At 71.9% G+C, this 20,805-nt stretch carries 23 protein-coding genes; 10 read left to right on the top strand and 13 right to left on the bottom strand.

Going from position 1 to position 20,805, the window contains the following annotated elements:
• Positions 1-17: 17 nt before the first annotated feature.
• Genes D0D15_RS01535 through D0D15_RS01520 form a run of 4 tightly spaced genes read right to left on the bottom strand, consistent with a single transcriptional unit; the run spans position 18 to position 3,830 of the window.
• The gene (locus D0D15_RS01535) at positions 18-587 is read right to left on the bottom strand and encodes an acyltransferase (protein WP_094003569.1); all 570 of its coding nucleotides are present in this window, start codon (positions 585-587) and stop codon (positions 18-20) included.
• Positions 587-1,798 carry a glycosyltransferase family 4 protein gene (locus tag D0D15_RS01530; RefSeq protein WP_233157052.1) on the bottom strand — a complete coding sequence of 404 codons (1,212 nt, stop codon included), beginning with the start codon at positions 1,796-1,798 and terminating at the stop codon, positions 587-589. The genes D0D15_RS01535 and D0D15_RS01530 overlap by 1 nt, the downstream gene beginning before the upstream one ends.
• Positions 1,795-2,715: an NAD-dependent epimerase/dehydratase family protein gene (locus D0D15_RS01525; RefSeq protein ID WP_094003536.1), complete on the bottom strand. Its 921-nt coding sequence runs from the start codon at positions 2,713-2,715 to the stop codon at positions 1,795-1,797. The genes D0D15_RS01530 and D0D15_RS01525 overlap by 4 nt, the downstream gene beginning before the upstream one ends.
• Positions 2,715-3,830: a DegT/DnrJ/EryC1/StrS family aminotransferase gene (locus tag D0D15_RS01520; RefSeq protein ID WP_094003535.1), complete on the bottom strand. Its 1,116-nt coding sequence runs from the start codon at positions 3,828-3,830 to the stop codon at positions 2,715-2,717. The genes D0D15_RS01525 and D0D15_RS01520 overlap by 1 nt, the downstream gene beginning before the upstream one ends.
• A gap of 64 nt (positions 3,831-3,894) precedes the next feature.
• On the opposite strand from D0D15_RS01520, the gene lhgO reads away from it, so the two are divergent.
• Both lhgO and D0D15_RS01510 read left to right on the top strand, forming a co-directional pair.
• A complete protein-coding gene (gene lhgO, locus D0D15_RS01515) occupies positions 3,895-5,106 on the top strand; it encodes an L-2-hydroxyglutarate oxidase (RefSeq protein WP_338024591.1) in 1,212 nt (403 codons plus the stop codon).
• Between the two features lie 23 nt (positions 5,107-5,129).
• On the top strand, positions 5,130-5,603 hold the full coding sequence (locus tag D0D15_RS01510; protein WP_094003534.1) for a permease-like cell division protein FtsX: 474 nt from the start codon (positions 5,130-5,132) through the stop codon (positions 5,601-5,603).
• On the opposite strand, the gene D0D15_RS01505 is transcribed toward D0D15_RS01510, so the two are convergent.
• Positions 5,600-6,124: a DUF3558 family protein gene (locus D0D15_RS01505; protein WP_094003533.1), complete on the bottom strand. Its 525-nt coding sequence runs from the start codon at positions 6,122-6,124 to the stop codon at positions 5,600-5,602. The two genes, D0D15_RS01510 and D0D15_RS01505, sit on opposite strands and share 4 nt — an antisense overlap.
• 108 nt (positions 6,125-6,232) lie before the next feature.
• Here D0D15_RS01505 and D0D15_RS01500 point away from each other — a divergent pair, with 108 nt between their 5' ends.
• The 3 genes from D0D15_RS01500 (at position 6,233) to D0D15_RS01490 (ending at position 9,409) form a co-directional block, all read left to right on the top strand.
• Positions 6,233-6,976: a maleate cis-trans isomerase family protein gene (locus tag D0D15_RS01500; RefSeq protein WP_094003532.1), complete on the top strand. Its 744-nt coding sequence runs from the start codon at positions 6,233-6,235 to the stop codon at positions 6,974-6,976.
• Positions 6,977-7,043: 67 nt separating this feature from the next.
• Entirely contained in the window at positions 7,044-8,333 is a 1,290-nt protein-coding gene (gene serS / locus D0D15_RS01495) for a serine--tRNA ligase (RefSeq protein WP_094003531.1), read from the top strand.
• Between the two features lie 329 nt (positions 8,334-8,662).
• A complete protein-coding gene (locus D0D15_RS01490) occupies positions 8,663-9,409 on the top strand; it encodes a DUF2382 domain-containing protein (RefSeq protein WP_094003530.1) in 747 nt (248 codons plus the stop codon).
• A gap of 121 nt (positions 9,410-9,530) precedes the next feature.
• Here the strand turns inward: D0D15_RS01490 and D0D15_RS01485 are convergent, their stop codons facing one another.
• Genes D0D15_RS01485 through D0D15_RS01470 form a run of 4 tightly spaced genes read right to left on the bottom strand, consistent with a single transcriptional unit; the run spans position 9,531 to position 12,753 of the window.
• Complete coding sequence (locus D0D15_RS01485) at positions 9,531-10,436, bottom strand: haloalkane dehalogenase (RefSeq protein WP_094003529.1); 906 nt, start codon at positions 10,434-10,436, stop codon at positions 9,531-9,533.
• Positions 10,437-10,460: 24 nt separating this feature from the next.
• Positions 10,461-10,913, bottom strand: a complete 453-nt coding sequence (locus D0D15_RS01480) for a DUF350 domain-containing protein (protein WP_094003528.1) — start codon at positions 10,911-10,913, stop codon at positions 10,461-10,463.
• Between the two features lie 57 nt (positions 10,914-10,970).
• Entirely contained in the window at positions 10,971-12,137 is a 1,167-nt protein-coding gene (locus tag D0D15_RS01475) for a glutathionylspermidine synthase family protein (protein ID WP_094003527.1), read from the bottom strand.
• A gap of 1 nt (position 12,138) precedes the next feature.
• Entirely contained in the window at positions 12,139-12,753 is a 615-nt protein-coding gene (locus D0D15_RS01470) for a hypothetical protein (protein WP_233157051.1), read from the bottom strand.
• A gap of 62 nt (positions 12,754-12,815) precedes the next feature.
• On the opposite strand from D0D15_RS01470, the gene D0D15_RS01465 reads away from it, so the two are divergent.
• From D0D15_RS01465 to D0D15_RS01455, 3 genes are all read left to right on the top strand, one after another.
• Positions 12,816-13,751: a septum formation family protein gene (locus tag D0D15_RS01465; RefSeq protein ID WP_233157050.1), complete on the top strand. Its 936-nt coding sequence runs from the start codon at positions 12,816-12,818 to the stop codon at positions 13,749-13,751.
• A 4-nt stretch (positions 13,752-13,755) separates the two neighbouring features.
• On the top strand, positions 13,756-14,106 hold the full coding sequence (locus D0D15_RS01460; protein WP_020416417.1) for a metallopeptidase family protein: 351 nt from the start codon (positions 13,756-13,758) through the stop codon (positions 14,104-14,106).
• A gap of 392 nt (positions 14,107-14,498) precedes the next feature.
• On the top strand, positions 14,499-15,710 hold the full coding sequence (locus D0D15_RS01455) for an MFS transporter (protein WP_094003524.1): 1,212 nt from the start codon (positions 14,499-14,501) through the stop codon (positions 15,708-15,710).
• Here D0D15_RS01455 and D0D15_RS01450 read toward each other — a convergent pair.
• Positions 15,697-17,259 carry an AMP-binding protein gene (locus D0D15_RS01450; RefSeq protein ID WP_115944172.1) on the bottom strand — a complete coding sequence of 521 codons (1,563 nt, stop codon included), beginning with the start codon at positions 17,257-17,259 and terminating at the stop codon, positions 15,697-15,699. The two genes, D0D15_RS01455 and D0D15_RS01450, sit on opposite strands and share 14 nt — an antisense overlap.
• On the opposite strand from D0D15_RS01450, the gene D0D15_RS01445 reads away from it, so the two are divergent.
• Entirely contained in the window at positions 17,258-17,761 is a 504-nt protein-coding gene (locus D0D15_RS01445) for a hypothetical protein (RefSeq protein WP_233157048.1), read from the top strand. The genes D0D15_RS01450 and D0D15_RS01445 overlap by 2 nt on opposite strands.
• On the opposite strand, the gene D0D15_RS01440 is transcribed toward D0D15_RS01445, so the two are convergent.
• From D0D15_RS01440 to pheA, 3 genes are all read right to left on the bottom strand, one after another.
• On the bottom strand, positions 17,762-18,406 hold the full coding sequence (locus tag D0D15_RS01440) for a DUF4232 domain-containing protein (RefSeq protein ID WP_233157046.1): 645 nt from the start codon (positions 18,404-18,406) through the stop codon (positions 17,762-17,764). It lies immediately after the preceding gene.
• A gap of 153 nt (positions 18,407-18,559) precedes the next feature.
• Complete coding sequence (locus D0D15_RS01435; protein WP_094003520.1) at positions 18,560-19,177, bottom strand: histidine phosphatase family protein; 618 nt, start codon at positions 19,175-19,177, stop codon at positions 18,560-18,562.
• On the bottom strand, positions 19,174-20,088 hold the full coding sequence (gene pheA, locus D0D15_RS01430; RefSeq protein WP_094003519.1) for a prephenate dehydratase: 915 nt from the start codon (positions 20,086-20,088) through the stop codon (positions 19,174-19,176). The genes D0D15_RS01435 and pheA overlap by 4 nt, the downstream gene beginning before the upstream one ends.
• 97 nt (positions 20,089-20,185) lie before the next feature.
• Here pheA and D0D15_RS01425 point away from each other — a divergent pair, with 97 nt between their 5' ends.
• Complete coding sequence (locus tag D0D15_RS01425; protein ID WP_094003518.1) at positions 20,186-20,800, top strand: macro domain-containing protein; 615 nt, start codon at positions 20,186-20,188, stop codon at positions 20,798-20,800.
• Positions 20,801-20,805 lie beyond the last annotated feature (5 nt).

The raw sequence follows: 20,805 nt of genomic DNA, 5'->3' as shown, positions 1-20,805 counted from the left end.
CTCACCCTAGCCGCGGCTCACTCGACCGGGCGATACCCCTCCCGCGCGGCCCGCACCCGGGCGGCTTCCGCCTCGATGAACTCCTCGTCGTAGCGCTGGAAGATCCGCGCCGGGTTGCCGGCCACCAGGCAGCGGTCCGGGACGTCCTTGGCGACCAGCGACATCGGTTGCACCGTGACGAAATCGCCGATCGTGACGCCCGGCATGACCACCACCATGCTGCCGATGAAGCAGCCCTTGCCGATCCGCACCGGTTTGCGTTCGATCAGGTCGCTGCCCGGCCGGTTGTCCAGCATCATGTTCGCCAGCCAGCTGGAGTGCGTGAACACCAGCGTGCCCACCCCGATGCTGGTGTGCTCGCCGATCGTCAGGCCACCGCTGGCGTCCAGCGCCGCGCCCTCGCCGATCCAGCAGTGTTCGCCGATCTCCAGCCGCTCCGGGTCGATGATCTTCGCGCGCTCCCGGATGCGCGTGGTGTCCGGCAGGCCGAACAGGCGGGCGCGTTCGGAGTCGTTCAGGTACTGCCCGACGACCTCGGTCAGGATCCGCGGCCGCAACCGGTTGCTGCGCTCGTCGTCGAAGAACATCACCGGCCCGCCATCTTCGCCAGCACCCGCAGGTGCTCGGCCGCGACCACGTCGAGCGCGAAGTTGTTGCGCACCAGCGCCTGCTGCCGGGCGGCCAGTGCCCGGCGCTTGCCCGGCTTGTCCAGCAGCTCGATCACGTTCGCCGCGACCGCCTCGGCGTCGTCGGGTTCGACGAGCAGGACGTTCCACCCGTTGCGCAGTTCGACGCCCGGGTAGTTGTCCTCGCCGACGGACGCGATCGTCGCGGTGCCGGCCGCCATCGCCTCCAGCGACGCCGTGCCGCAGCCGCCGTTGAGGTCGTGCGCCACGAGGTCCGCCGCCGCCAGGTAGGACGGCACGTCGTCTTTGGGCACCGCGCCGGTGACCACGAACGCGTCCGCGACGCCGAGTTCCCTGGCGCGCTTGAGGAACGCGTCGTGGTAGACCCGGCCGACCACCAGCACCCTGACGTCCGGGTGCCGCGCCAGGATCGCCGGCATCGCCTCGACCAGCGGCAGCCGGTTCCGCAGCGGGATGACGTGCCCGAGCGACACGATCAGCGGCCCGTCGACGCCGTGCTCGGCGCGGATGTCCTTCCGTGGCGCGGAATCCAGGTGCTCGGTGTCCACGGGGATCGGGAAGAACTCCGGATCGGTCACGCCGTACCGCCGCGCGCAGTAGTCCAGGCCCAGCTTGTCCAGGATGACGAACCGCGGCGCGATCCGGTTCAGGTTCGGCCGCACGAGTGCGGCGTCCAGCAGCCGGAACAGCCGGTCGTACCGGCGCCGTTCGCTGACCAGGAGCGTGTGGATGGTCAGCAGCGACGGCAGCCCCCGCCGCCGCGCGTACCGCCCGGCCAGCCAGGTGAGGTCGAAGAACTGGCCGTGCAGGTGCAGCGCGTCCGGACGGAACTCGTCCAGCAGGCGCCGCAACCGCCGCCGGGTCCGCAGGTGCGGTGTCACGAAGCTGAGGTCGAAGTCGATCGACCACCCGAGCCGCGGCATCCGCACCGCGGGCAGCCGCACGACGCGGTAGCCGTCACGCTCCTCGGTCTCCGGCGCGTCGGCGTAGGCCGCGGTGATCGCCAGCACCTCGTGCCCCTCGGCCGCGTACCGCTGGGCCAGCGACGCCGCCATGTGCGCGCTGCCGCCGACCCGGGGCGGGAAGAAGTTGTTGACCACGGCGATCCGCAGCGGCCGGTGCGCGCCCGGCCCGGCGACGGGCGCGCTCACCGGTAGCTCTCGACGAGGTCGCGCATGCCCTGCTCGACGGAGATCTCCGGCGTCCAGCCGAGCACCTCGCGGGCGCGGGTGATGTCCGCGGCCCGGCGCGAGACCAGCACGTCGCGGGGGTTGAACTCGGGCTCGACGTCCACCCCGACGGCGTCGATGAGGATCTTCGCCAGCGCCGCGATCGAGGTGTCGATGCCGGTGCCGATGTTGACCGGCAGGTTCGCCGTCACCGACTCCAGCGCCAGCACCACGGCCCGCGCGAGGTCGCTGACGTGCACGAAGTCCATCGACTGCGCGCCCCGGCCGTCGATCACCGGCGGCTTGCCCGCCCGCAGCCGCTGGATGAAGTGGTTGATCACCGACGTGTAGTACGCCTCGATCCGCTGCCCCGGCCCGTAGACGTTGAAGAACCGCAACGCGATCCAGGACAAGCCCTTCTGCCGCTGGTAGAACCGCAGCAGGTCCTCCCCCGCGCGCTTGCTGATGCAGTACGGCGTGAGCGGGTCGAGCCGGTCGTCCTCGTGCATCGGCAGCTTCTCCGGCTCGCCGTACACCGAGGCCGACGACGCGAACACGACCCGGTCCACGCCCTCGTCCGCGGCGGCGGCGAACACGTTGTGGTTGCCGGTCATGTTGATGTCGATCGACTCGTGCGGGTCGGCGATGGACTTGTTGATCGACACCGTGGCGAAGTGGATGACGTGCGTGCACCCGCGCATCGCCTCGCGCACCGCGCCGCCGTAGCGGACGTCGGCCTCGACCAGTTCGACGCCGCCACCCGCCACGAACCCGGACACGCGGTCGCGGTCGCCGCGGGTCATGTTGTCGAAGATCCGCACCTCGTAGCCGCGCTCGCGCAGCAGCGGGACGGTGTGCGCGGCGATGAACCCGGCACCCCCGGTGAGCAGGACTCGCACTACAGCTCTCCTACGACTTCTCGGACGGATTCGATGACCCGCGCGACCTGCTCGTCGGTCAGATCGGCGTGCATGGGGAGAGCCAGGTGGCGGCGGAACAACTCCGCCGACACCGGGCACGGCTCCTGCGGCCCGTACACCGGCTGCAGGTGCGAGGCGTAGGTGCCGAACGTGCACTGGATGCCGCGGGCGCGCAGCTTCGCAATGGCTTCGTCGCGGCCGCGGTCGAGCCGCAGCAGGTACGCCTGCCACGGGTGCTCGCGGCCGGGCAGTTCCGCCGGCGTGGAGACGCCGGGCAGGCCGGCGAAGGCGTCCGAGTACCGCTTGGCGACCGCGCGCCGCGCCGCCAGCAGTCGCGGCAACCGGTCCAGCTGCACACGCAGGATCGCGGCCTGGACGTCGGAGAGCCGGAAGTTCCAGCCCAGCTCGTCGAACTCCGGCACCGCGAGCGCCCCTTCGCGGGAGAGTGCGGGCGCGATGCCGTAGGTGTGCAGCTTGCGGGCGTGCTCGATCAGGTCCGCGCGGTCGGAGACCAGCGCGCCGCCCTCACCGGCGGTGATGCCCTTGCGGCCGTGGAAGGAGAACGCGGTCAGGTCGGCCAGGCTGCCCGCCGGGCGGCCGCGGTGGGTGGCGCCTGCCGCGCAGGCGGCGTCGGCGAACAGCCACAGCCCGTGCCGGTCGGCGATCGCCCGGTACTCGTCGTACTCGCCGGGCTGGCCGGCCACGTCCACCGGGATGATCCCGACCGTGCGGTGCGTGACGAGGGCTTCGACGGCGGCGGGGTCGGCCGCGAACGAGTCGGGCCGGACGTCGGCGAACACCGGGGTCGCGCCCGCCTGCACGACGGCGTGGCCGGTGGCCGGGAAGGTGTAGTCGCCGACGATCACCTCGTCGCCGGGCCGGACGCCGAGCACGCGCAGCCCGAGGAACAGGGCGGCGCCGCAGCTGCTGGTCGCCAGGGCGTGGGCGGTGCCGGTGGCGGCGGCGAGGCGCTCCTCGAACCGGCGGCAGGCGGGGCCGGCGCCGGCGAGCCAGCCCGACGCGAACACCTCGGCCACCGCGGCGAGCTCCTCCTCGCCGACCGTGGGACGGCCGAGCGGAACGGGTTCGGGCATCGGGCTCCTTCTCGTCGAGCGCGCAGTCTAAGCACGAGGCCCGTCACTCGATCGGGCGAACGCCCTGGTTGACGGCGTATACGCTGGGCGCGTGGTGAACCGGGTTGTCGTCGTCGGCGGCGGAATCATCGGCCTCGCGACCGCGTGGGAGCTGACCCGCCGCGGGTCCGCGGTGACCGTGCTGGAGAAGGAAGACCGGTGGGCCGCCCACCAGACCGGGCACAACTCCAACGTCGTGCACGCCGGGTTGTACTACCGGCCGGGCTCGGCGAAGGCGCGGATGTCCGTGGCGGGCAACCGGTCCATTGTGGAATTCGCCCGGGAGCACGGGGTGCCGGTCGAGGTGTGCGGCAAGCTCGTGGTGGCGACCAGCGACGCCGAACTGCCCGCGCTGGGCGTGCTCGCGCAGCGGGCCGAGGCCAACGGCGTGCCGGCGAAGCTGATCAGCGCGGCGGAGGCGCGCGAGTACGAGCCCGAGGTCTCCTGCGTGCGGGCGCTGCGGGTGGAGTCGACGGCGATCATCGACTTCCCGCGGGTGTGCACCGCGCTGGTCCGGCTGCTCACCGAGCACGGCGCCGACCTGCGGCTGGGCACGGCGGCCCGCGGCATCCGGCCGGGTTCGGCGGCGAACGTGGAGGTCGCCACCGGGGACGAGGTGCTGCGCGCGGACGCGCTGGTCAATTGCGCGGGCCTGCAGTCCGACCGGGTCGCGGAGCTGGCCGGGCTGCGCCCGAGCGCGCGGATCGTCCCGTTCCGCGGCGAGTACTACGAGCTGACGCCGCAGCGGCGGCACCTGGTGCGCGGGCTGATCTACCCGGTGCCCGACCCCGCGCTGCCGTTCCTGGGCGTGCACCTGACGCGGATGCTCGACGGCAGCGTGCACGCCGGGCCGAACGCGGTGCTGGCGCTGCGGCGGGAGGGCTACCGGTGGCGCGACGTGTCGCCGTCGGACCTCGCCGACGTGGCCCGTTTCCCCGGCTCGTGGCGGCTGGCGCGGAAGTGGGCGTACCCGACCGGGCTGGAGGAGGTGCGGCGGTCGCTGTCGAAGCGCCGGTTCGCGGCCAGCCTCGCGCGGCTGGTCCCGGCGGTCGGCCCGGACGACATCGTCCGCCACGGCTCCGGCGTGCGGGCCCAGGCGCTGCGCCCGGACGGCTCACTGGTGGACGACTTCCTCATCGAGACCGCGCCGCACCAGGTGCACGTGCTGAACGCCCCGTCCCCGGCGGCGACGAGCGCACTGGAGATCGCGAAGTACGTGGCCGACCAGGTCGGTTGAGCAGCCCCTGCCAGGATGATCGGATGACCGACAGACCTGGCGCCACGCGGCGCACCAGAGGCATCCCGTGGTGGGTGTTCGTCCTCTCGCTCGTGCTCGCCGCCGGCGCCGGCGTCGGGATCGGCGCGCTCCTGTGGGCGGGCGACTCGCCCGCGGACCGGATGGCCAAGGAGGCGCACGACCGCTGCGTCCACGAGATCACCGTGAACTTCACCGGGCGGAACCCGGACCCGGCGATGACGGCGGCCGCGGACCGGCTGCGCGGCGACGCCCGGTTCGCGAGCGTCCGCACCCGGACCCAGCAGGAGACGTGGGCGGAGTTCCAGCGGACCTTCGCCGACCGGCCGGACCTGCTGGACAAGGCCCGGCCGGAGGCGCTGCCCGCGTCCCTGATCCTGATGACGCGCGCGGACACCACCGCCGAGCAGGTGGCCCCGGCGGTTCGGCAGCAGTTCCCGGACGCCGAGGTCCTGGCGACCGGCTCCTGCGCGCCCTAGCGCTGCGGCAGGTGCTTGGCGACCACCGGCGCCGCGCGCTCGGCCACCACGCAGGACTTGGTCTCGTCGCCCAGGTTCTGGCCCGTGATCACCACGAACTCCGTCTCGCCGAGCTTCACGGCCAGGTTGCACAGCCAGTCGCCCATGATCGAGGAGTAGTGCTGCCAGGTGATGCCGCCCAGCTGCTTCTCGCCGACCGGCTGCGCGGCGAAGTACTCCTCCATCGTCTGGTCGGTGCCGTAGTAGGCCTGCAGCGAGTCGTCGAGGCCCGCGTCCGGGTCCAGCGACCGCCAGTCGCAGCCCGGCGGCACCCGTTGCCTGGGCTGCGCGGGGATCGGGGTGCCCGGACCGAGCCCCAGCTCGGCGGCCTCGTCGGTGGTCAGCAGCGTGCACGGGTCGGTCGAGCTGGCCGGCGCCACCGTGATCCGCCCGGGAGCCGGCTGCGGTGTCCCGCTGACCGTGGTCGTGCACGCACCGGCCAGGCCGGCCGCGGCCACCACCGCGGCGATCCGCCACCTCACTGAAAGCCTCCCCTGCGCAGGTTTAACCGCTCGGTAACTCGCGGCGTCATCGGTTTTCCCACGCCGAACCTAGCCTGGCCACCGCTGCCGGGAGAGGGGAACGCCGCGATGACAGCCGATCCGTTCGAGATCACCCTGCCGGTCCAGACCGGGATCGGTGTGGTCGCGCCGTTCGACTTCGCCCTCGACCGCGAGCTGTGGCGCTGGGTGCCCGACCACGCGTGCCTGCACACCACGCGCCTGCCCTACCTGCCCGAGCCGGTGACCGTGCAGCTCGCCGAGGCGCTGGCCAACCCGCACGGCGTCCGCCGCGCCACCACCGACCTGCTCGTCCCGGAACCCGAGGTCGTCGCCTACTCGTGCACGTCCGGCAGCTTCGTCGGTGGCGCCGCGGGTGAGGCCGCGCTGGTCGCAGCGATGCTCGACGCCGGCGCGCCGCGCGCGATCACCACCTCCGGCGCGATGGTGAGCGCGCTGGAGACGCTGGGCGCGCGCCGGGTCGCCGTCGTCACGCCCTACGTGGACGCGGTGACGGACCGGCTGGTGTCGTTCCTCGCCGAGTACGGGATCACCACCACCGCGAGCGTCGGGCTCGGCATGCTCGGCGAGATCTGGAAGACGACCTACACCCACGTGCTCGCCGCGGTCGCCGAACTGGACACCACCGGCGCCGACGCGTTGTTCGTGAGCTGCACGAACGTGCCCACCTACGACGTGATCGAGCCGCTGCGGCAGCGCCTGGGCATCCCCGTGCTGACCGCGAACCAGGTGACCATGTGGTCGGCTCTGCGTGCCGCCGGCGTGCCCGTCGGGTGGGACCTGGGGGCGCCGGCCCGGCTGCCGACCGGGTAGGGCGAAACCCGCTGGTCGGGCTCGTTACGCTGGAGCGCATCCGTACCGGCTCGTACCTGGAGTACTGATGCACGACCCCCGCCAGCTGCTCGACCCCGAGGTGGACGCGGCCGCCAAGCTGCGCCGCCGCGGGTATGTGCTCGACACCGACCACCTGGGCAAGCTGGTGAGCAGGCGGTCCTCCGTCATCAGCGAGGGCGACCAGGCGCGGGCCGAGTCGAAGAAGGCCGCGGCCGAGGTCGGCGCCGCCGCCAAGCGCGGTGAGGACGTCACCGAGCTGCGCGAGCGCGCCCGCGAGCTGAAGAACCGGATCACCCGGCTCGAGGAGGAGCAGCGGGAGGTCGAGGCGGAGCTGCACGAGTTCCTGCTCGGCATCCCGAACATCCCGCTCGACGAGATCCCGGACGGCGCGACCGAGGAATTCGCCGAAGAGGTGCGCCGCGTCGGCACGCCACCGGAGTTCGACTTCGCGCCGCTGGACCACGTGGACCTCGGCGAGCGCGCCGGCATCCTCGACCTGGGCCGCGCGACCAAGCTGTCCGGCCCGCGGTTCGCGGTGTTCAAGGGCGCCGGATCGCGTCTGCAGCGCGCGCTGGCGCAGTTCTTCCTCGACGTGCACACCGGCGAGCACGGCTACACCGAGTTCAGCCTGCCCGCGCTGGTCACCCGGCAGACGATGACCGGCACCGGTCAGCTGCCGAAGTTCGAGGAGGACCTGTTCCGCACCGGCGTGGCCGACCGGGAGCTGTTCCTCATCCCGACCGCCGAGGTGCCGCTGGTCAACCTGCACGCGGGCGAGATCCTGCAGCTGGAGGACCTGCCGCTGCGCTACACCGCGCACACCCCGTGCTTCCGCTCGGAGGCCGGCTCGTACGGCAAGGACACCCGCGGGCTGATCCGGCAGCACGAGTTCTCGAAGGTCGAGCTGGTGCAGTTCGTCGAGGAGGAGCGTTCGCGCGAGGCGCTGGACGAGATCCTGTCGCACGCCGAGGCGCCGCTGCGGAAGCTCGGCCTGCCGTACCGGGTGATCAAGCTCGCGGCCGGGGACACCGGGTTCTCCGCGCAGATCACCTTCGACGTCGAGGTGTGGCTGCCCAGCCAGGGCACCTACCGGGAGATTTCGAGCGCGTCGGACACCGGCACGTTCCAGGCCCGGCGGGCGAACATCCGCGGCAAGGGCAAGGACGGCAAGCGGGCGCAGATCGCGACGCTGAACGCGTCCGGGCTGCCGATCGGGCGGACGCTGGTGGCGGTGGTGGAGAACAACCAGCAGGCCGACGGCTCGATCCGGATCCCCGAGGCGCTGGTGCCCTACACCGGGTTCGCGGTCATCAACCCGGACGGCAGCACGGCCTAGAGCAGCCGCGCCGTCTCGTCGCGGAGGCGGCGGGCCAGGTCGAGGGCGACCAGCGGAGGAACTCGGCCTGGCCGCGCGATCGGTCACCCCGGCGGGGCATCGGGCCCTCGCGGCCGGAACCGCCGCCGGGAACGAAATCCTGTCCAGGATCCGCGGTCGCCTCGATCCGGATGACCTGTCCACACTGGACGCTCTACTGCAGGTCGTCGAAGTGGCGGCCACCGACGTGCGGGGGACCCTCACGTGAGTGATCCCCGATGGTGTCAGTTTCGCACCCCCACCGAGCCGTCTACACCCATGACGGCTCGACAACGGGGAAGGAGCAAGCCATGACTGGCACCATGCGACCGGAAGAGCTCATGGAAAACGCGGTGGTGGACTCGCACGGCCGCAAGATCGGGAAGGTCGGCACGGTCTACGTCGCCGACGACACGCAGGAACCGGAGTGGGTCACTGTCCGCACCGGGATGTTCGGGCACAAGGAGAGCTTCGTGCCGCTCCAGGGCGCCACGATGGACCGGGACGGCCTGCACGTGCGCGTCACCAAGGAAAAGGTGTCCGAGGCGCCGCAGACCGACGGTGACCGGCACCTGTCCGAACAGGAATCCGCCGAGCTGTACCGCTTCTACGACATGCCGGCGCCGCGCGGCAGCCAGGAGAACCGCGGCGGCCGCACCCGGCCGCAGCCGGGCAAGCGCGGCACGGCGGGTGAGTCGATGACCCGCTCGGAGGAGCGGCTCAACGTCGGCACCGAGCGCGTCGAGACCGGCCGGGTCCGGCTGCGCAAGTACACCGTCACCGAGGAGCAGCAGGTCAAGGTGCCGGTGACGCACGAGGAGGTCCGGCTGGAACGCGAGCCGATCACCGACGGCGACCGCACCGGCGCGCGCATCGCCGACGAGGAGCAGGAGATCACCCTGCACGAGGAGCGGCCGAAGGTCGAGAAGGAGACCGTGCCGGTGGAGAAGGTGCGGCTGGCCAAGGAAACCGTGCGTGACGAGGAGACCGTGTCCGGCCAGGTGCGCAAGGAGCGCATCGAGATGGAGGACGACACCAAGCGGCGCAAGAACCGCTGACCCGGGCTGGGTTCCCCGGTGCCGCGCATCCCGTGCGCGGCACCGGGGCTTCCGCTACGGGAACGCGCGCGAGCCGAGCTGTTCACCGGGGTTGACCTCGCGGCGCTGAACCCCGTGCCGGTCAGCCCCGCACGAACCGGGCGATGATGCGGCCCAGCTCCTCGCCCTGGTCCTCCTGCAGGAAGTGGCCCGCGTTCTCCAGCGTCCGGTGGTCCTGACCGGCCGCGCCCTTCAGCTCGCGTTGCAGGACCGCGGCCGCCGGGCCGGTGATGGGGTCGCTGTCCCCGAACGCGCACAGGACCGGGGTGTCCAGTTCGGACAGCACGGACCAGGCGCGGCGGTTCGCCTCGCTCGCCGGGTCGTCCGGTGTGGTCGGGACCAGTCCGGGCATCGCCCGCGGGCCGGCCTTGTACATCTCGTTGGGGAAGGGCGCGTCGTAGGCGGCGCGTTCCGCGTCGCTCAGCTTGGTGCGGCAGCCGGACTGCACGAACCGGCCGATGTCGAGCACCGGCGCCTTCTGCACGGCGTTGCGGAAGGCGAGCCACTCGTCCGGCATCGCCTGGTCGCCGGTCGGCAGGAGCGTGTTGGCCGCGACCACGCGCGCGAACCGGTCCGGGTTCTCGGCGACGACCCGCAGCCCGATCAGGCCGCCCCAGTCCTGGCCGACCAGCGTGACGTTCCGCAGGTCGAGGGCGTCGAACGCGAACGAGCGGATCCACTCGACGTGCCGCGCGTAGGTGTGGTCGGCGACGTCGACCGGTTTGTCGGAGCGGCCGAAGCCGATCAGGTCGGGCGCGATCGCCCTGATCCCGGCCTCGGCCAGGATCGGCAGCACCTTGCGGTAGAGGAACGACCAGCTCGGCTCGCCGTGCAGGAGCAGCACGACGGGACCGTCGAACGGGCCGGCCTCCACGTAGGAGATCCGGACGATGCCGTCCTGCTCGTTCTCCAGGTCGCAGTACAGCGGTGGGTAGTCGAAGTCGGGGAGGTCGGTGAACCGGTCTTCGGGAGTCCTCAGCAGGCGCACACCACCCACCCTAGGGGCTTCGCGTCAGCTGATCGAGACCGCGACGACGAGACCCAGCGCCAGGTGCGCGGCCGCGACCACGATGCTGGCCGGCGCGAACACCTCGCTCTGGATGGTCCCCTTCACGTCGATCCGGGTCGACCACTCCAGCAGCCGCACCGCCAGGACCTGCACCACGATCCCGAGCAGGCCGTAGACCAGCGAGGTGATCAGGCCCTCGGTGAGGTCGCTGGCCGAGTTGAAGATCGCGATCACCACGATGAACGCCATCGACAGCATCCCGGACGCCGTGACGATCACCGCGTTCGGCAGGCCGCGGCGCACCAGGTCGGACAGCTTGCCGGGGGTCGTCCAGTCGATCGCGTAGAACCCGACCAGCATCAGCAGCAGCCCGATGACGCCGTACAGCAGGATCGCACCGATCCCGCGCACGAGATCGGAACCGAACGTCTCGGCCAGCGCGAGGGTGTGGGTCACGGGGTCTCCCAGTCAGATGGTGTGGCAGTCAGATGGTGTGGATGCTCGGGTGGTTTATCACGATTGCGGGATGCGGTGTGGGACGAACGCGGCACCGTCGTCGGTGACCAGGCCGGCCGTCTCCCGGATGCCCAGGCCGGCCGAGGTGTCGCCGACCACCCACGCGCCCAGCGCCGGGCGGAACCCGTCGAACTCGGGCAGCGGGTCGAACGCCTGGTAGACGTAGCCCTCGGCGCCGTAGACGCCGCCGGTCTCGGTCTCGTAGCCGGGCGCCACGATCTGCACGTTCGCGCCCTCGCGGCCCAGCTTGGGCTTGCGCACGTACTCGGTGAGGATGCCGGGCTGGTCGACGAACGCGGGCAGCAGGTTCGGGTGACCCGGGTAGTTCTCCCACAGGATCGCCAGCAGCGTCTTGTTGGAGAGCAGCATCTTCCACAGCGGCTCGATCCACAGGGTCCGCGGCAGCGACTCGGCGGCGAAGCGGCCGAACTCCTCGTCCACCACCCACTCCCACGGGTACAGCTTGACCACGGTGTTCATCGGCGCCTCTTCGAGGTCGACGAACCGCTTGAGCACCGGGTCCCAGCCGATCTCCTCGATCGCCAGCCCGACGGTGTCCAGGCCGGCCTCGGCCGCGGTCTCCTGCAGGTAGGAGGTGGTGATGTGGTCCTCGCCGGTGGGGTCGGCGCTGGACCAGGTGAAGTACAGCTCGTTGCTGGGCAGCTGGCCGCGGATCTCCTGCCAGCGCTCGACGAGCCGCTCGTGCACCGAGTTCCACTGGTCGTCGTCCGGGAAGACCTCGGTCTTCCAGTGCCACTGCAGCACCGACGCCTCCAGCAGGGACGTCGGCGTGTCGGCGTTGTACTCCAGCAGCTTCGCCGGGCCGCGGCCGTCGTAGCGCAGGTCGAAGCGGCCGTAGACGTGCGGGTCGCGGCGCTTCCACGACTCCGCGATGTGCGGCCACACCCACTCCGGGATGCCGAACTCGCGGTAGCGCTCGGTCAGCACGACGTTGTCGACGGCTTCCAGGCACATCGAGTGCAGCAGCTCGACGTCGGCTTCCAGGCTGAGCACCTCGTCCATCTCCAGGACGTAGTGCACCGACTCGTCCCAGTACGGCCGGTCCAGCCCGGAGCCGTAGCGGGCCGGGGTGCCGAACACGAGCCCCTGTTCTTCGACGATGCGCTGCCAGTCCCGCCGCGGCTCGGCGGTCCCCCTCCGCACCCTAGGACCCCCCGCTCTTGCCGTCGCCGCCGCTGCTCTTGCTGCTGATGCCGAAGCCGCCGCGCTGCACGGTCTTGCCCGACTGGGTCTTGACCGTGGTGTTGCCGGACGGCGCCGTGTAGGTGCCGCCGCGCACGGGCTGGCCGACCGTGCCGGAGCCGCCGTAGTTGTAGCGGTACTGGCTGTACCCACCGCCGGGCAGCGGGATGAACCAGAACCCGCCGACCGGGTTGTAGTACCCGCCGTGGGTGCGGATGTAGTCGTCGTCGCAGTACTCGTCGGGCTGGACCGTGCCGTTGCCGTCGGTGCAGACCGCGCTCACCTCGTCACTGGTGCCCGCGATGTACCAGGTCGCGACGACGGCGACCAGGCCGACGGTGACGCCGCTGCCGATCAGCACCTTGCGGCGGGTGGCGGCCTTCTGCTCCGCCTGGGCGCGCGCCTGTTCGGCGGCGGCCTCCTGGCGGGCCTGTTCCTCCAGCGCCTGCCGCCGGGCGCGTTGCTCGGCCAGCGTCGGCTCGCGCCGTTTGGCCGACGACGGGTCCTGGAACCGCATCGAGCCACGCGGTGGCTGTTCTTCCGGGGGCCGCTGGCCGCCCGCACCGTCTTCTGTCATCGCGCTCACCCTAACCACCCGAGGGGTGTCTCGTCCTGCGGACGCAGGCATTATGGGACGCGATGCTCGGAGATGGAGTGGAAAAGACCACGCTGCGCACCCGCTTGGTGATGGCGGGTGTGTTTCTGGGCGCCATCCTGGCGTTGTCGCTGAGCGTCGCGTTCTCGTGGGGAGGCGCCGTCAGCGGCGGCGGCGAGGTCGAGGAGTCCCCCGAGGCGAAGGCCGCGTTCGCCGCGCCGCCCGGCAGCTGCGTCACCTGGACGATGCCGGACGTGTCGGACATCCACATCGTGCCGTGCACCCAGCCGCACCTGTACGAGGTGACCGGCGTGGTGAACATCGGCGACAAGTACCCGCCGAACGCGCCGGCGCCGACCGTCGACCAGTGGCGGGACATCGCGCTGGAGCGCTGCACCGCGGGTGTGGAGACCTACCTGAACGAGGAGCTGGACCCGTTCGGCCGGTTCACGGTCAGCGCGCTGCGGCCGGGCAACGACGAATGGGCGGACGGTGACCGCGAGATGCGCTGCGTGCTGCAGTGGGCCGCGCCCGGCGGCAAGCTGGAGCCGATCGTCGGCAACGCGGCCGGCCAGTCGCAGTCGGCGGTGTGGGAACCGGGCACGTGCCTCGCGCTGGTGGACAAGACGGTCGGCAACCCGATCGACTGCGCGCAGCCGCACTCCTACGAGATCGTCGCCACGCTGGACCTGAAGACGAAGTTCCCGAACGGCTACCCGTCGCAGAACGACCAGAAGATCTGGCTGGACACCGAGTGCAACAAGGCGGTCCAGGACTACGCGGGCCAGGTCGACCTCGCCGCGCAGAAGCTGATCCTCACCTGGGACATCCGGGAGCAGGAGAGCTGGGACGCCGGGTCGACCCTGGTGAACTGCAAGGTCGGCGCCAAGCTGGCGGACAACAGCGGCCTCGCGCCGGTCACGGGCAGCATCCGCAAGGCGGCCCCGCCCGCCGCGCCCCCGTCGAGCCCGGGCAGGTAGCCGCGTGCCGGTGGAGATGTCGAAGGCCCGGTTCGAGGAACTGGTCGCCGACGCGCTGGACGAGGTGCCGGAGGAACTGGCCGGCGCGATGGACAACGTGGTCGTGCTGGTGGAGGACCACAACGACGAGGCGCCGGACATCCTCGGCCTCTACCACGGCGTGGCGCTGACCGAGCGGACCAGCGACTACGGCGGCGTGCTGCCCGACCGGATCTCGATCTACCGGACGCCGATCCTGGCCATGTGCGACTCGGAGGAACAGGTGGTGGAGGAGGTGCTGATCACGGTGGTGCACGAAATCGCACACCACTTCGGCATCGACGACAGCCGCCTGCACGAACTCGGCTGGGGCTAACGCCCCCTCGGCAGAGGTGACCCAACAGGGTGGGCCTCGCTCGCGTTCTCCCCGTCGCATGGCTGCCACCGAGCGCCGAAAACAGGCCCTGTCCAGGGCGCGCAGCGTTCACTTCACCCTGGACAGGGCCTGTTTTCGGTGCTTCCCTGCGGCCGGGCCACGGGGAGAACGCGAGCCCAGGCCCACCCGCACCCAGCGCAACAGGCAAAACCAAGCCGACACCCCCGGCGACCCGGCCCCTCCTCCCCAGAGCTTGCCCGCCGGCGAGGCTCTTTTTCTTTCACCCTCCGGTAAGCACCCCCCAGATCAGCTCGACTGATCGCCACCCTCCGTGGCAGCATTCGGAAGCACAGGGCAATCGAAGCGCCACCGAGGGTGATCATGAAGGACAGATGCCGGACCGACGGCTGAGCTGGCTCCTGGCGGCCAACGCGGTGGGCAACCTCGCCGACGGGATCGGCAAGGTCGCCTTTCCGCTGCTGGCCGCGACCCTCACGCGCGACCCCGTGCAGATCGGCGCGTTGTCCGCGACCCAGTTCCTGCCGTGGCTGCTCTTCGGCGTGTTCGCGGGCACCCTCGCCGACCGCGTGGACCGCAAGCGCGCCGTGCTGCTCGCCAACGTCGCGCGTGCGGTGGTCGTCGGGCTGACCGCTCTGCTCGTGCACACCGGGTCGCTGTCGATCTGGCTCGTCTACGTCGCCGCGTTGCTGCTGGGCGCGGCCGAGACCGTGGCGGAGAGCGCCGGCAACGCGATGATCCCGGCGCTGGCCCGGCCGGACCAGCTGGAGAGCGCGAACAGCAAGTTCCAGGCCGCCGAGATCCTCGGCCAGACCTTCCTGGGCGGCCCCGTCGGCAGCCTCACCTTCGCGGTGTTCGCCGCGTTCCCGTTCCTGCTGAACTCCGCCGGTTTCGCGATCGCCGCGGCGCTGCTCATCGGCCTGGCCGGCAGTTACCGGCCGAAGGCGCCGGCGGAACCGACCCGGCTGCGCACCGACCTGGTCGACGGGTTCAAGTGGCTGATCCACCACCCGCTGCTGTGCCGGCTGGTGATCATCGCCGGCCTGATCAGCTTCACCAGCGAGCTGGCCCAGGCCCAGCTCGTCCTGTACGCGCTGGAGGATCTCGGGCTGAGCGAGGCCGCGTTCGGGCTGTTCACGTTCGTCGGCGGCATCGGCGGGCTGATCGGTGCCGCGGTCGCGCCACGGCTCGTGCGGCGCGCCGGGCGGCGGCCGGTGCTGGTGGCCGGCATCTTCACCGCCGGCGTCGGGTTCGGCGCGATGGGCCTGGTCTCCCAGCCGGTCGCCTCCGCGGCCCTGTTCGGCCTGTTCGCGGCGGCCGTCGTGGCGGTGAACGTGGTGCTGGCGACCGCCCGCCACACCCTGGTGCCCAGCGAGCTGCTCGGCCGGGTCCTCGGCGTGTGGCGGACGGTCGTGTGGGGCGCGATCCCGCTAGGCGCGTTGGCCGGCGGCGCGCTGACGCACCTGCTGGGCAGCGCGAGCGCCACCTTCGCGGTGTCCGGCGGCGCCCAGATCGTGCTGGCCGCCCTCGCCGCGCTGATGCTGTGGCGGTTTTCGATGGACCACGAGCCGGTCAGCTCTTCCTGAGCAGGAACCGCTGCACCTTGCCGCTCGGGGTCTTCGGCAGCTCGTCCACGAAGTGCACCTGACGCGGGTAGGCGTGCGCGGCGAACTTCGTCTTCACCAGCTGCTGCAGCTCCGCCACCAGCGCCTCGCCCGGCTCGGCACCCGGCCGGAGCACGACGAACGCCGCCAGCACCTCGCCGCGCAGCTCGTCCGGCAGGCCGACCACCGCCGCTTCGGCGACGGCGTCGTGCTGCAGCAGCACGCTCTCCACCTCGAACGGCCCGATCCGGTACCCGGCCATGAGGATGACGTCGTCGTCCCGCGAGGCGAAGGTGAAGTAGCCGTCCGGGGACTTCGTGGCGACGTCGCCGGTCAGGTACCAGCGGCCGTCGGCGGAGAACCGCTCCGCCGTGCGGTCCGGCGCGTCGCGGTAGCCGGTGAACCACATCAGCGGGCTGCCCGCCAGGTCGACGGCCACCCGCCCCTGCTCGCCGGGCGGCGCGACCTCGTCGGCGTCGGGGCGCAGCACCTCGGCCAGCGAGCCGGGCAGCGCGCGGCCCATCGACCCGGGCCGCAGCTCGCCCCGGATGTCCGGGTGCCATCCGTTCGCGATCACCATGCCCAGCTCGGTCTGGCCGTAGTGGTCCAGGATCGGCACCCCGAACACCTTTTCGGCCCATTCGATGACGTCCGGGTTGAGCGGCTCGCCCGCCGACGAGCAGTGCCGCAGCCGCAACCCGTCCGGCACCGGCACGTCCGCGTTGCGCAGCGCCCGGTAGACCGTCGGGCCCGCGGTGAAGTTCGTGACGCCGAACCGCTCCAGCACCGCATAGGTCAGCTCCGGGGAGAACCCGGCGTGCAGCAACAGGCTGCGCTGCCCGAGCGCGAGCGGGCCGATGACGGCGTAGTAGAGCCCGTAGGCCCAGCCCGGGTCGGCGGCGTTCCAGAACACGTCCTCGGGCCGGTGGTCCAGGCCGTACTCCTGGTACATGCGGAACGCGGCGATCGCCCGCGCCGGGATCGGCACGCCCTTCGGCGCACCGGTCGTGCCGGACGTGTACAGCTCGACGATCGTCCCGTCGCCGCCCACGGCCACCGGCTCCGGCTGCGGTTCAGCGCGCAGCAGGTCCGCGAAGGCCAGGTCGTCGCCGCTCGCCTCACCGGTGACGATCACCCGCCGCTCACCGGGGACCTGGTCGAGCTTGGCGCGCTGCGACGGGTCGGCGACGACCACCTTCACGCCGCCGACGCGGGTTTCGATCGCGGGCGGCGCGAACGCGGTGAACAGCGGCACCTGCACCGCGCCGAGCCGCCAGATCCCGAGCACGGCGACGACGAACTCGGCCGACTTCGCCATCAGCGTCGCCACCCGGTCGCCGCGGCCGACACCCAGCCCGGCCAGCGCCGCGGCGAAGCGCGCGGAGGCGTCCCGCAGCTCGCCGAACGTGACGTCGCGGCTGGTCAGGTCGGGTTCGATGACCGTGCAGGCCACGTCGCCGGCCGGGTGGTCGTCACACAGCAGCCGCGCCACGCAGGCATCCGGGCGGTCGTAAGGGGACGTCGGTGTCATGGTCCCGATGGTCGTCGCCGCGCCCGGCGCGTGCCACCCCCGGATGGGGATCGCTCCGCATCTGGTGCCCGGTGCCCGTTCGGTGCTGGAATGTCCTATGCGGATCAGCGATGCCGAAGAGCCGCTGGCGGCCCGGCGCCGCCTGGTGCTGGCGGGTGTCGCCGGGTTCGTGGTCGGGGCGGGCATGATCGGCGTGCTGTGGGCGTCCACCACGGCGGTGAGCGGCCCGACCGCGGACGCGAAGGCCGCGTGCGCCGCGCTGTCCAGGGCCCAGCCGCTGCCGGAGGGCCGCGTGGGCCGGGGCACGCTCGAACCGGGCGTGCTGCAGCACATCATGGCGGCCGACGCGCTCGCGTCCGCGGCCGCGGAGGTCAGCTCGACCTACGACGACCTCGCCGACCACATCGACGGCGTCCGGCGGATGGCGCTGAGCCTCAACTTCGCCGACCCGAACGGCCGGCGGCACCTGGCGCAGGCCCGCGAAATCTGCGACACGATCTAGCTACTCGCCGCCACTGCCCTTCTGGATGGTCCGGACGGTGAGCTGGTCGCCGGGGATCTTGTCGCTCGCGCAGCCCGTGGTGGGCAGCTCGACGAACATCGACGCCGTCTCCTGCGGCGGGTAGATCCGCAGGCCGCGCACCGGCTGCGGCTGGCAGGTCACCGTGTCGTAGTTCTGCACGTTGACGAACCCGATCTCGGCGTAGGCGGTGTCGCCCTTGTTCAGCGTGAACGCGCCGCCCTTCTCGCCCTGCCGGACCGCCGCGGGGCCCACCTGGTGCCCGTCCTCCCCGGCGACGTACGAGACGCCCGGGAAGCCCTGGATCACGCACGGGTGGTCACTCACATTGGTGAAGATCAGCGGCCGGTAGACGGTGCCGGCGCCGGCGTCGCCGTGCCCGAGGGTCAGCTTGAGGTCGCTGGACTTGCACAGCGTCTCGCCGGTCTTGGTGCTGGTCGCCGCGTCCGGTTCGGCCGTCGTGGCGGACGTGGACGGGCTGCTCGAGGTGGTGGTCTCGGACGTCGTCGGCGCGGCCGGCTCGGGCTGCGCGTTCTCCGTTCCCGCGGTCCCGCAGCCGGCCAGCGCGGCCGCCAGCGCCGCCGTCGCCACACCCAGTCCGATGCGCGGTGAACTGATTCGAACCACGATCTTTCCCCTCCCTGTGCCGATCGGAGCACTACCCGGGAGACGTGTGGTCCACACGCCTGGTTGCGCCGCGTCACGCGATTTTCCGACCATCCGCCGCAACATGCGGTGAAACTACAACAAGGCGCCCTCGACGACCGGTCGAAACGTCCCCTACATGGGCAAACCGACCCAGTTCAGGCACTGCCAGCCACCGTCGGCGGCGGCCTCCAGCTCGATGATGCCGGTGTTCGGGATCAGGCCCTGATCGGCCAGCTCGGACCGCACATTCGGGGCCAGCCACTCGGCGCCGAGCCGGATCAGCCCGCCGTGCGAGACCAGCACCACGACACCGTCCGATCGGGTGAAGTCGTGACGCTGCGCGAGACCGGCGATCGCACCGGCGAACCGGTCCCGGGCCTGCTCCCCGGTCTCCCCACCGGGCATCGGGACGTGCAGCTCGCCGCGGGTCCAGTGGCTCACCACGGTCAGGTACTGCTCGATGGCCGCCCGGTCGCTGCGGCCCTCCAGGTCGCCGACCACGATCTCGTGCACGCCCTCGACCCGCTCCACCGCCATCCCCAGCGCCTGCGCGAGCGGGACGGCCGTCTGCTGCGCACGGGTGGCGTGCGAGGCGTAGACGCCCTCCACCGGCTCGGTCGCGAGCTTCTCGGCCAGCTGCCGCGCCTGCTCGTGGCCCAGCTCGGTGAGCGGCGGGCCGGGCAGCGCGGTGTCCAGCTTCTTGGCGACGTTGGCCGCGGTCTGCCCGTGCCGCACCAGGTACAGCTTCATGCCTGCTCCCCTCTCTGCACCGCGGCGACCCAGCCGGCGGCGTCGGTGAAATCCTCGTTGCGGGCGGCCGGTTCGACGGTGGCCCGCACGCCGTCGGCGCGGGCGAACGAGCCGAGGAACCGGACGTCGCGGCAGCGGCGGCGCAGCGCGGCGAGCGCGTCGGCGATGCGCGGCTCGGCCACGTGGCCCTCGAAGTCGATGAAGAACCGGTACTCGCCGAAGTTCTGCTTGTTCGGCCGGGCGTCCAGGCGGGTCAGGTTGATGCCGCGGGTCGCGAGTTCGGTGAGCAGCTCGGCGAGCGCGCCGGTGCGGTTGGCGGCCGCGGCGACCAGCGACGTGCGGTCGGCGCCCGTCGGCTCCGGCAGCACCACCGGGGGCCGGCGCATCAGCAGGAACCGCGTGCGGGCGTCCCGGACGTCGGCCACCTCGGTCGCCAGCACCTTGAGCGGGTAGTGCTCGACGGCGACCGGCGCGGTCACGGCGGCGTCGAACTCCCCGGCCTGCACGGCGACCGCGGCCGCCGCGGTCGATCCGGCCGCCACCGCGCGGGCGCCGGGCAGGTTGTCGGCCAGCCACTGGCGCACCTGCGCGAGCGCGTGCGGATGGCTCGCCACGGTACGGATTTCGCCGACGTCGTCGCGCGTGAGGACGCTGAAGTGCACTGGTAGCAAGGCTTCCGCGACACCGATCAGCGGCTCGCCGACGGCGAGGCTGTCCAGCGTCGCGGGAACCGCGCCCTCGACGGAGTTTTCCACCGGCACGCACGCCGCGTCCGCCTCGCCCCGGCGCACCGCGTCGAGCGCGTGCGGGATCGTGTCGGCGGGGACGAGTTCGTCCTCCGCCGTGGTGAACGTGCGGGCGGCCTGCTCGGTGAACGTCCCGACCGGCCCGAAATATGCGATCCGTGACACGCCGACAGGCTACGCACCGCGCCCGCTGCTGGTCTGTTCAGGCGTTCGAGTGCGCCGCCTGGTTACGTGGGGTCGCGTTTTTTGGCATGGTGTAGGGGTGACTGCCGAATCGGGCACCCAACCCACCGGCAAGCGAACGGAGGACCAGGTCGCTCCCGCAACTCCCGCCCTGGTGCTGTGTGCCGTCGACGAACCACTCGCCAGCGCGTGGCGATCCGTTGTGGACACCATGACCGGCTCGGTGCGCGTGCACCGGGGTTCGGTGCTGGACGTGGTCGCCGACGCCGTGGTCAGCCCGGCGAACTCGTTCGGCTGGATGCGCGGCGGGATCGACGCCGTCTACGCGCGCGCGTTCCCGAACGTCGAGCAGAACGTCCGCAGCACGATCCTCGCCTACCACGGCGGTGAACTGCCGGTGGGCAGCGCGGTCGTGGTGCCGACCGGCGAACCCGCGCCGGCGTGGCTGATCAGCGCGCCGACGATGCGGGAACCCGGCGAGCGGCTGCCCGCCGACACGGTCCACCCGTACCTCGCGGCGCGGGCGGTGTTCCTGCAGTGGCGCGACGGGGTGCTCGAACAGGGCGTGGCGGTGCGCGCGGTCGTCGAGACCATCGCGATGCCCGGTCTGGGCACCGGCGTCGGGGGCGTGAGCCCGGAGACGTGCGCCCGCCAGGTGGCGGCGGCCTGGGACGAGGTCTTCCGGCGGAACTAGCACTC

This window comes from Amycolatopsis thermalba, assembly GCF_003385215.1.
GTDB lineage: Bacteria > Actinomycetota > Actinomycetes > Mycobacteriales > Pseudonocardiaceae > Amycolatopsis_E > Amycolatopsis_E thermalba.
This window is presented reverse-complemented; position numbering and strand designations above follow the sequence as displayed.

Bases quoted from the DNA above. Each gene is read 5' to 3' on its own strand.
- D0D15_RS01535 (WP_094003569.1), bottom strand. From the start codon at position 587: ATGTTCTTCGACGACGAGCGCAGCAACCGGTTGCGGCCGCGGATCCTG.
- D0D15_RS01520 (WP_094003535.1), bottom strand. From the start codon at position 3,830: ATGCCCGAACCCGTTCCGCTCGGCCGTCCCACGGTCGGCGAGGAGGAG.
- D0D15_RS01510 (WP_094003534.1), top strand. From the start codon at position 5,130: ATGACCGACAGACCTGGCGCCACGCGGCGCACCAGAGGCATCCCGTGG.
- D0D15_RS01500 (WP_094003532.1), top strand. From the start codon at position 6,233: ATGACAGCCGATCCGTTCGAGATCACCCTGCCGGTCCAGACCGGGATC.
- serS (WP_094003531.1), top strand. From the start codon at position 7,044: ATGCACGACCCCCGCCAGCTGCTCGACCCCGAGGTGGACGCGGCCGCC.
- D0D15_RS01490 (WP_094003530.1), top strand. From the start codon at position 8,663: ATGACTGGCACCATGCGACCGGAAGAGCTCATGGAAAACGCGGTGGTG.
- D0D15_RS01470 (WP_233157051.1), bottom strand. From the start codon at position 12,753: ATGACAGAAGACGGTGCGGGCGGCCAGCGGCCCCCGGAAGAACAGCCA.
- D0D15_RS01465 (WP_233157050.1), top strand. From the start codon at position 12,816: ATGCTCGGAGATGGAGTGGAAAAGACCACGCTGCGCACCCGCTTGGTG.
- D0D15_RS01455 (WP_094003524.1), top strand. From the start codon at position 14,499: ATGCCGGACCGACGGCTGAGCTGGCTCCTGGCGGCCAACGCGGTGGGC.
- D0D15_RS01445 (WP_233157048.1), top strand. From the start codon at position 17,258: ATGGTCCCGATGGTCGTCGCCGCGCCCGGCGCGTGCCACCCCCGGATG.
- D0D15_RS01450 (WP_115944172.1), bottom strand. From the start codon at position 17,259: ATGACACCGACGTCCCCTTACGACCGCCCGGATGCCTGCGTGGCGCGG.
- D0D15_RS01435 (WP_094003520.1), bottom strand. From the start codon at position 19,177: ATGAAGCTGTACCTGGTGCGGCACGGGCAGACCGCGGCCAACGTCGCC.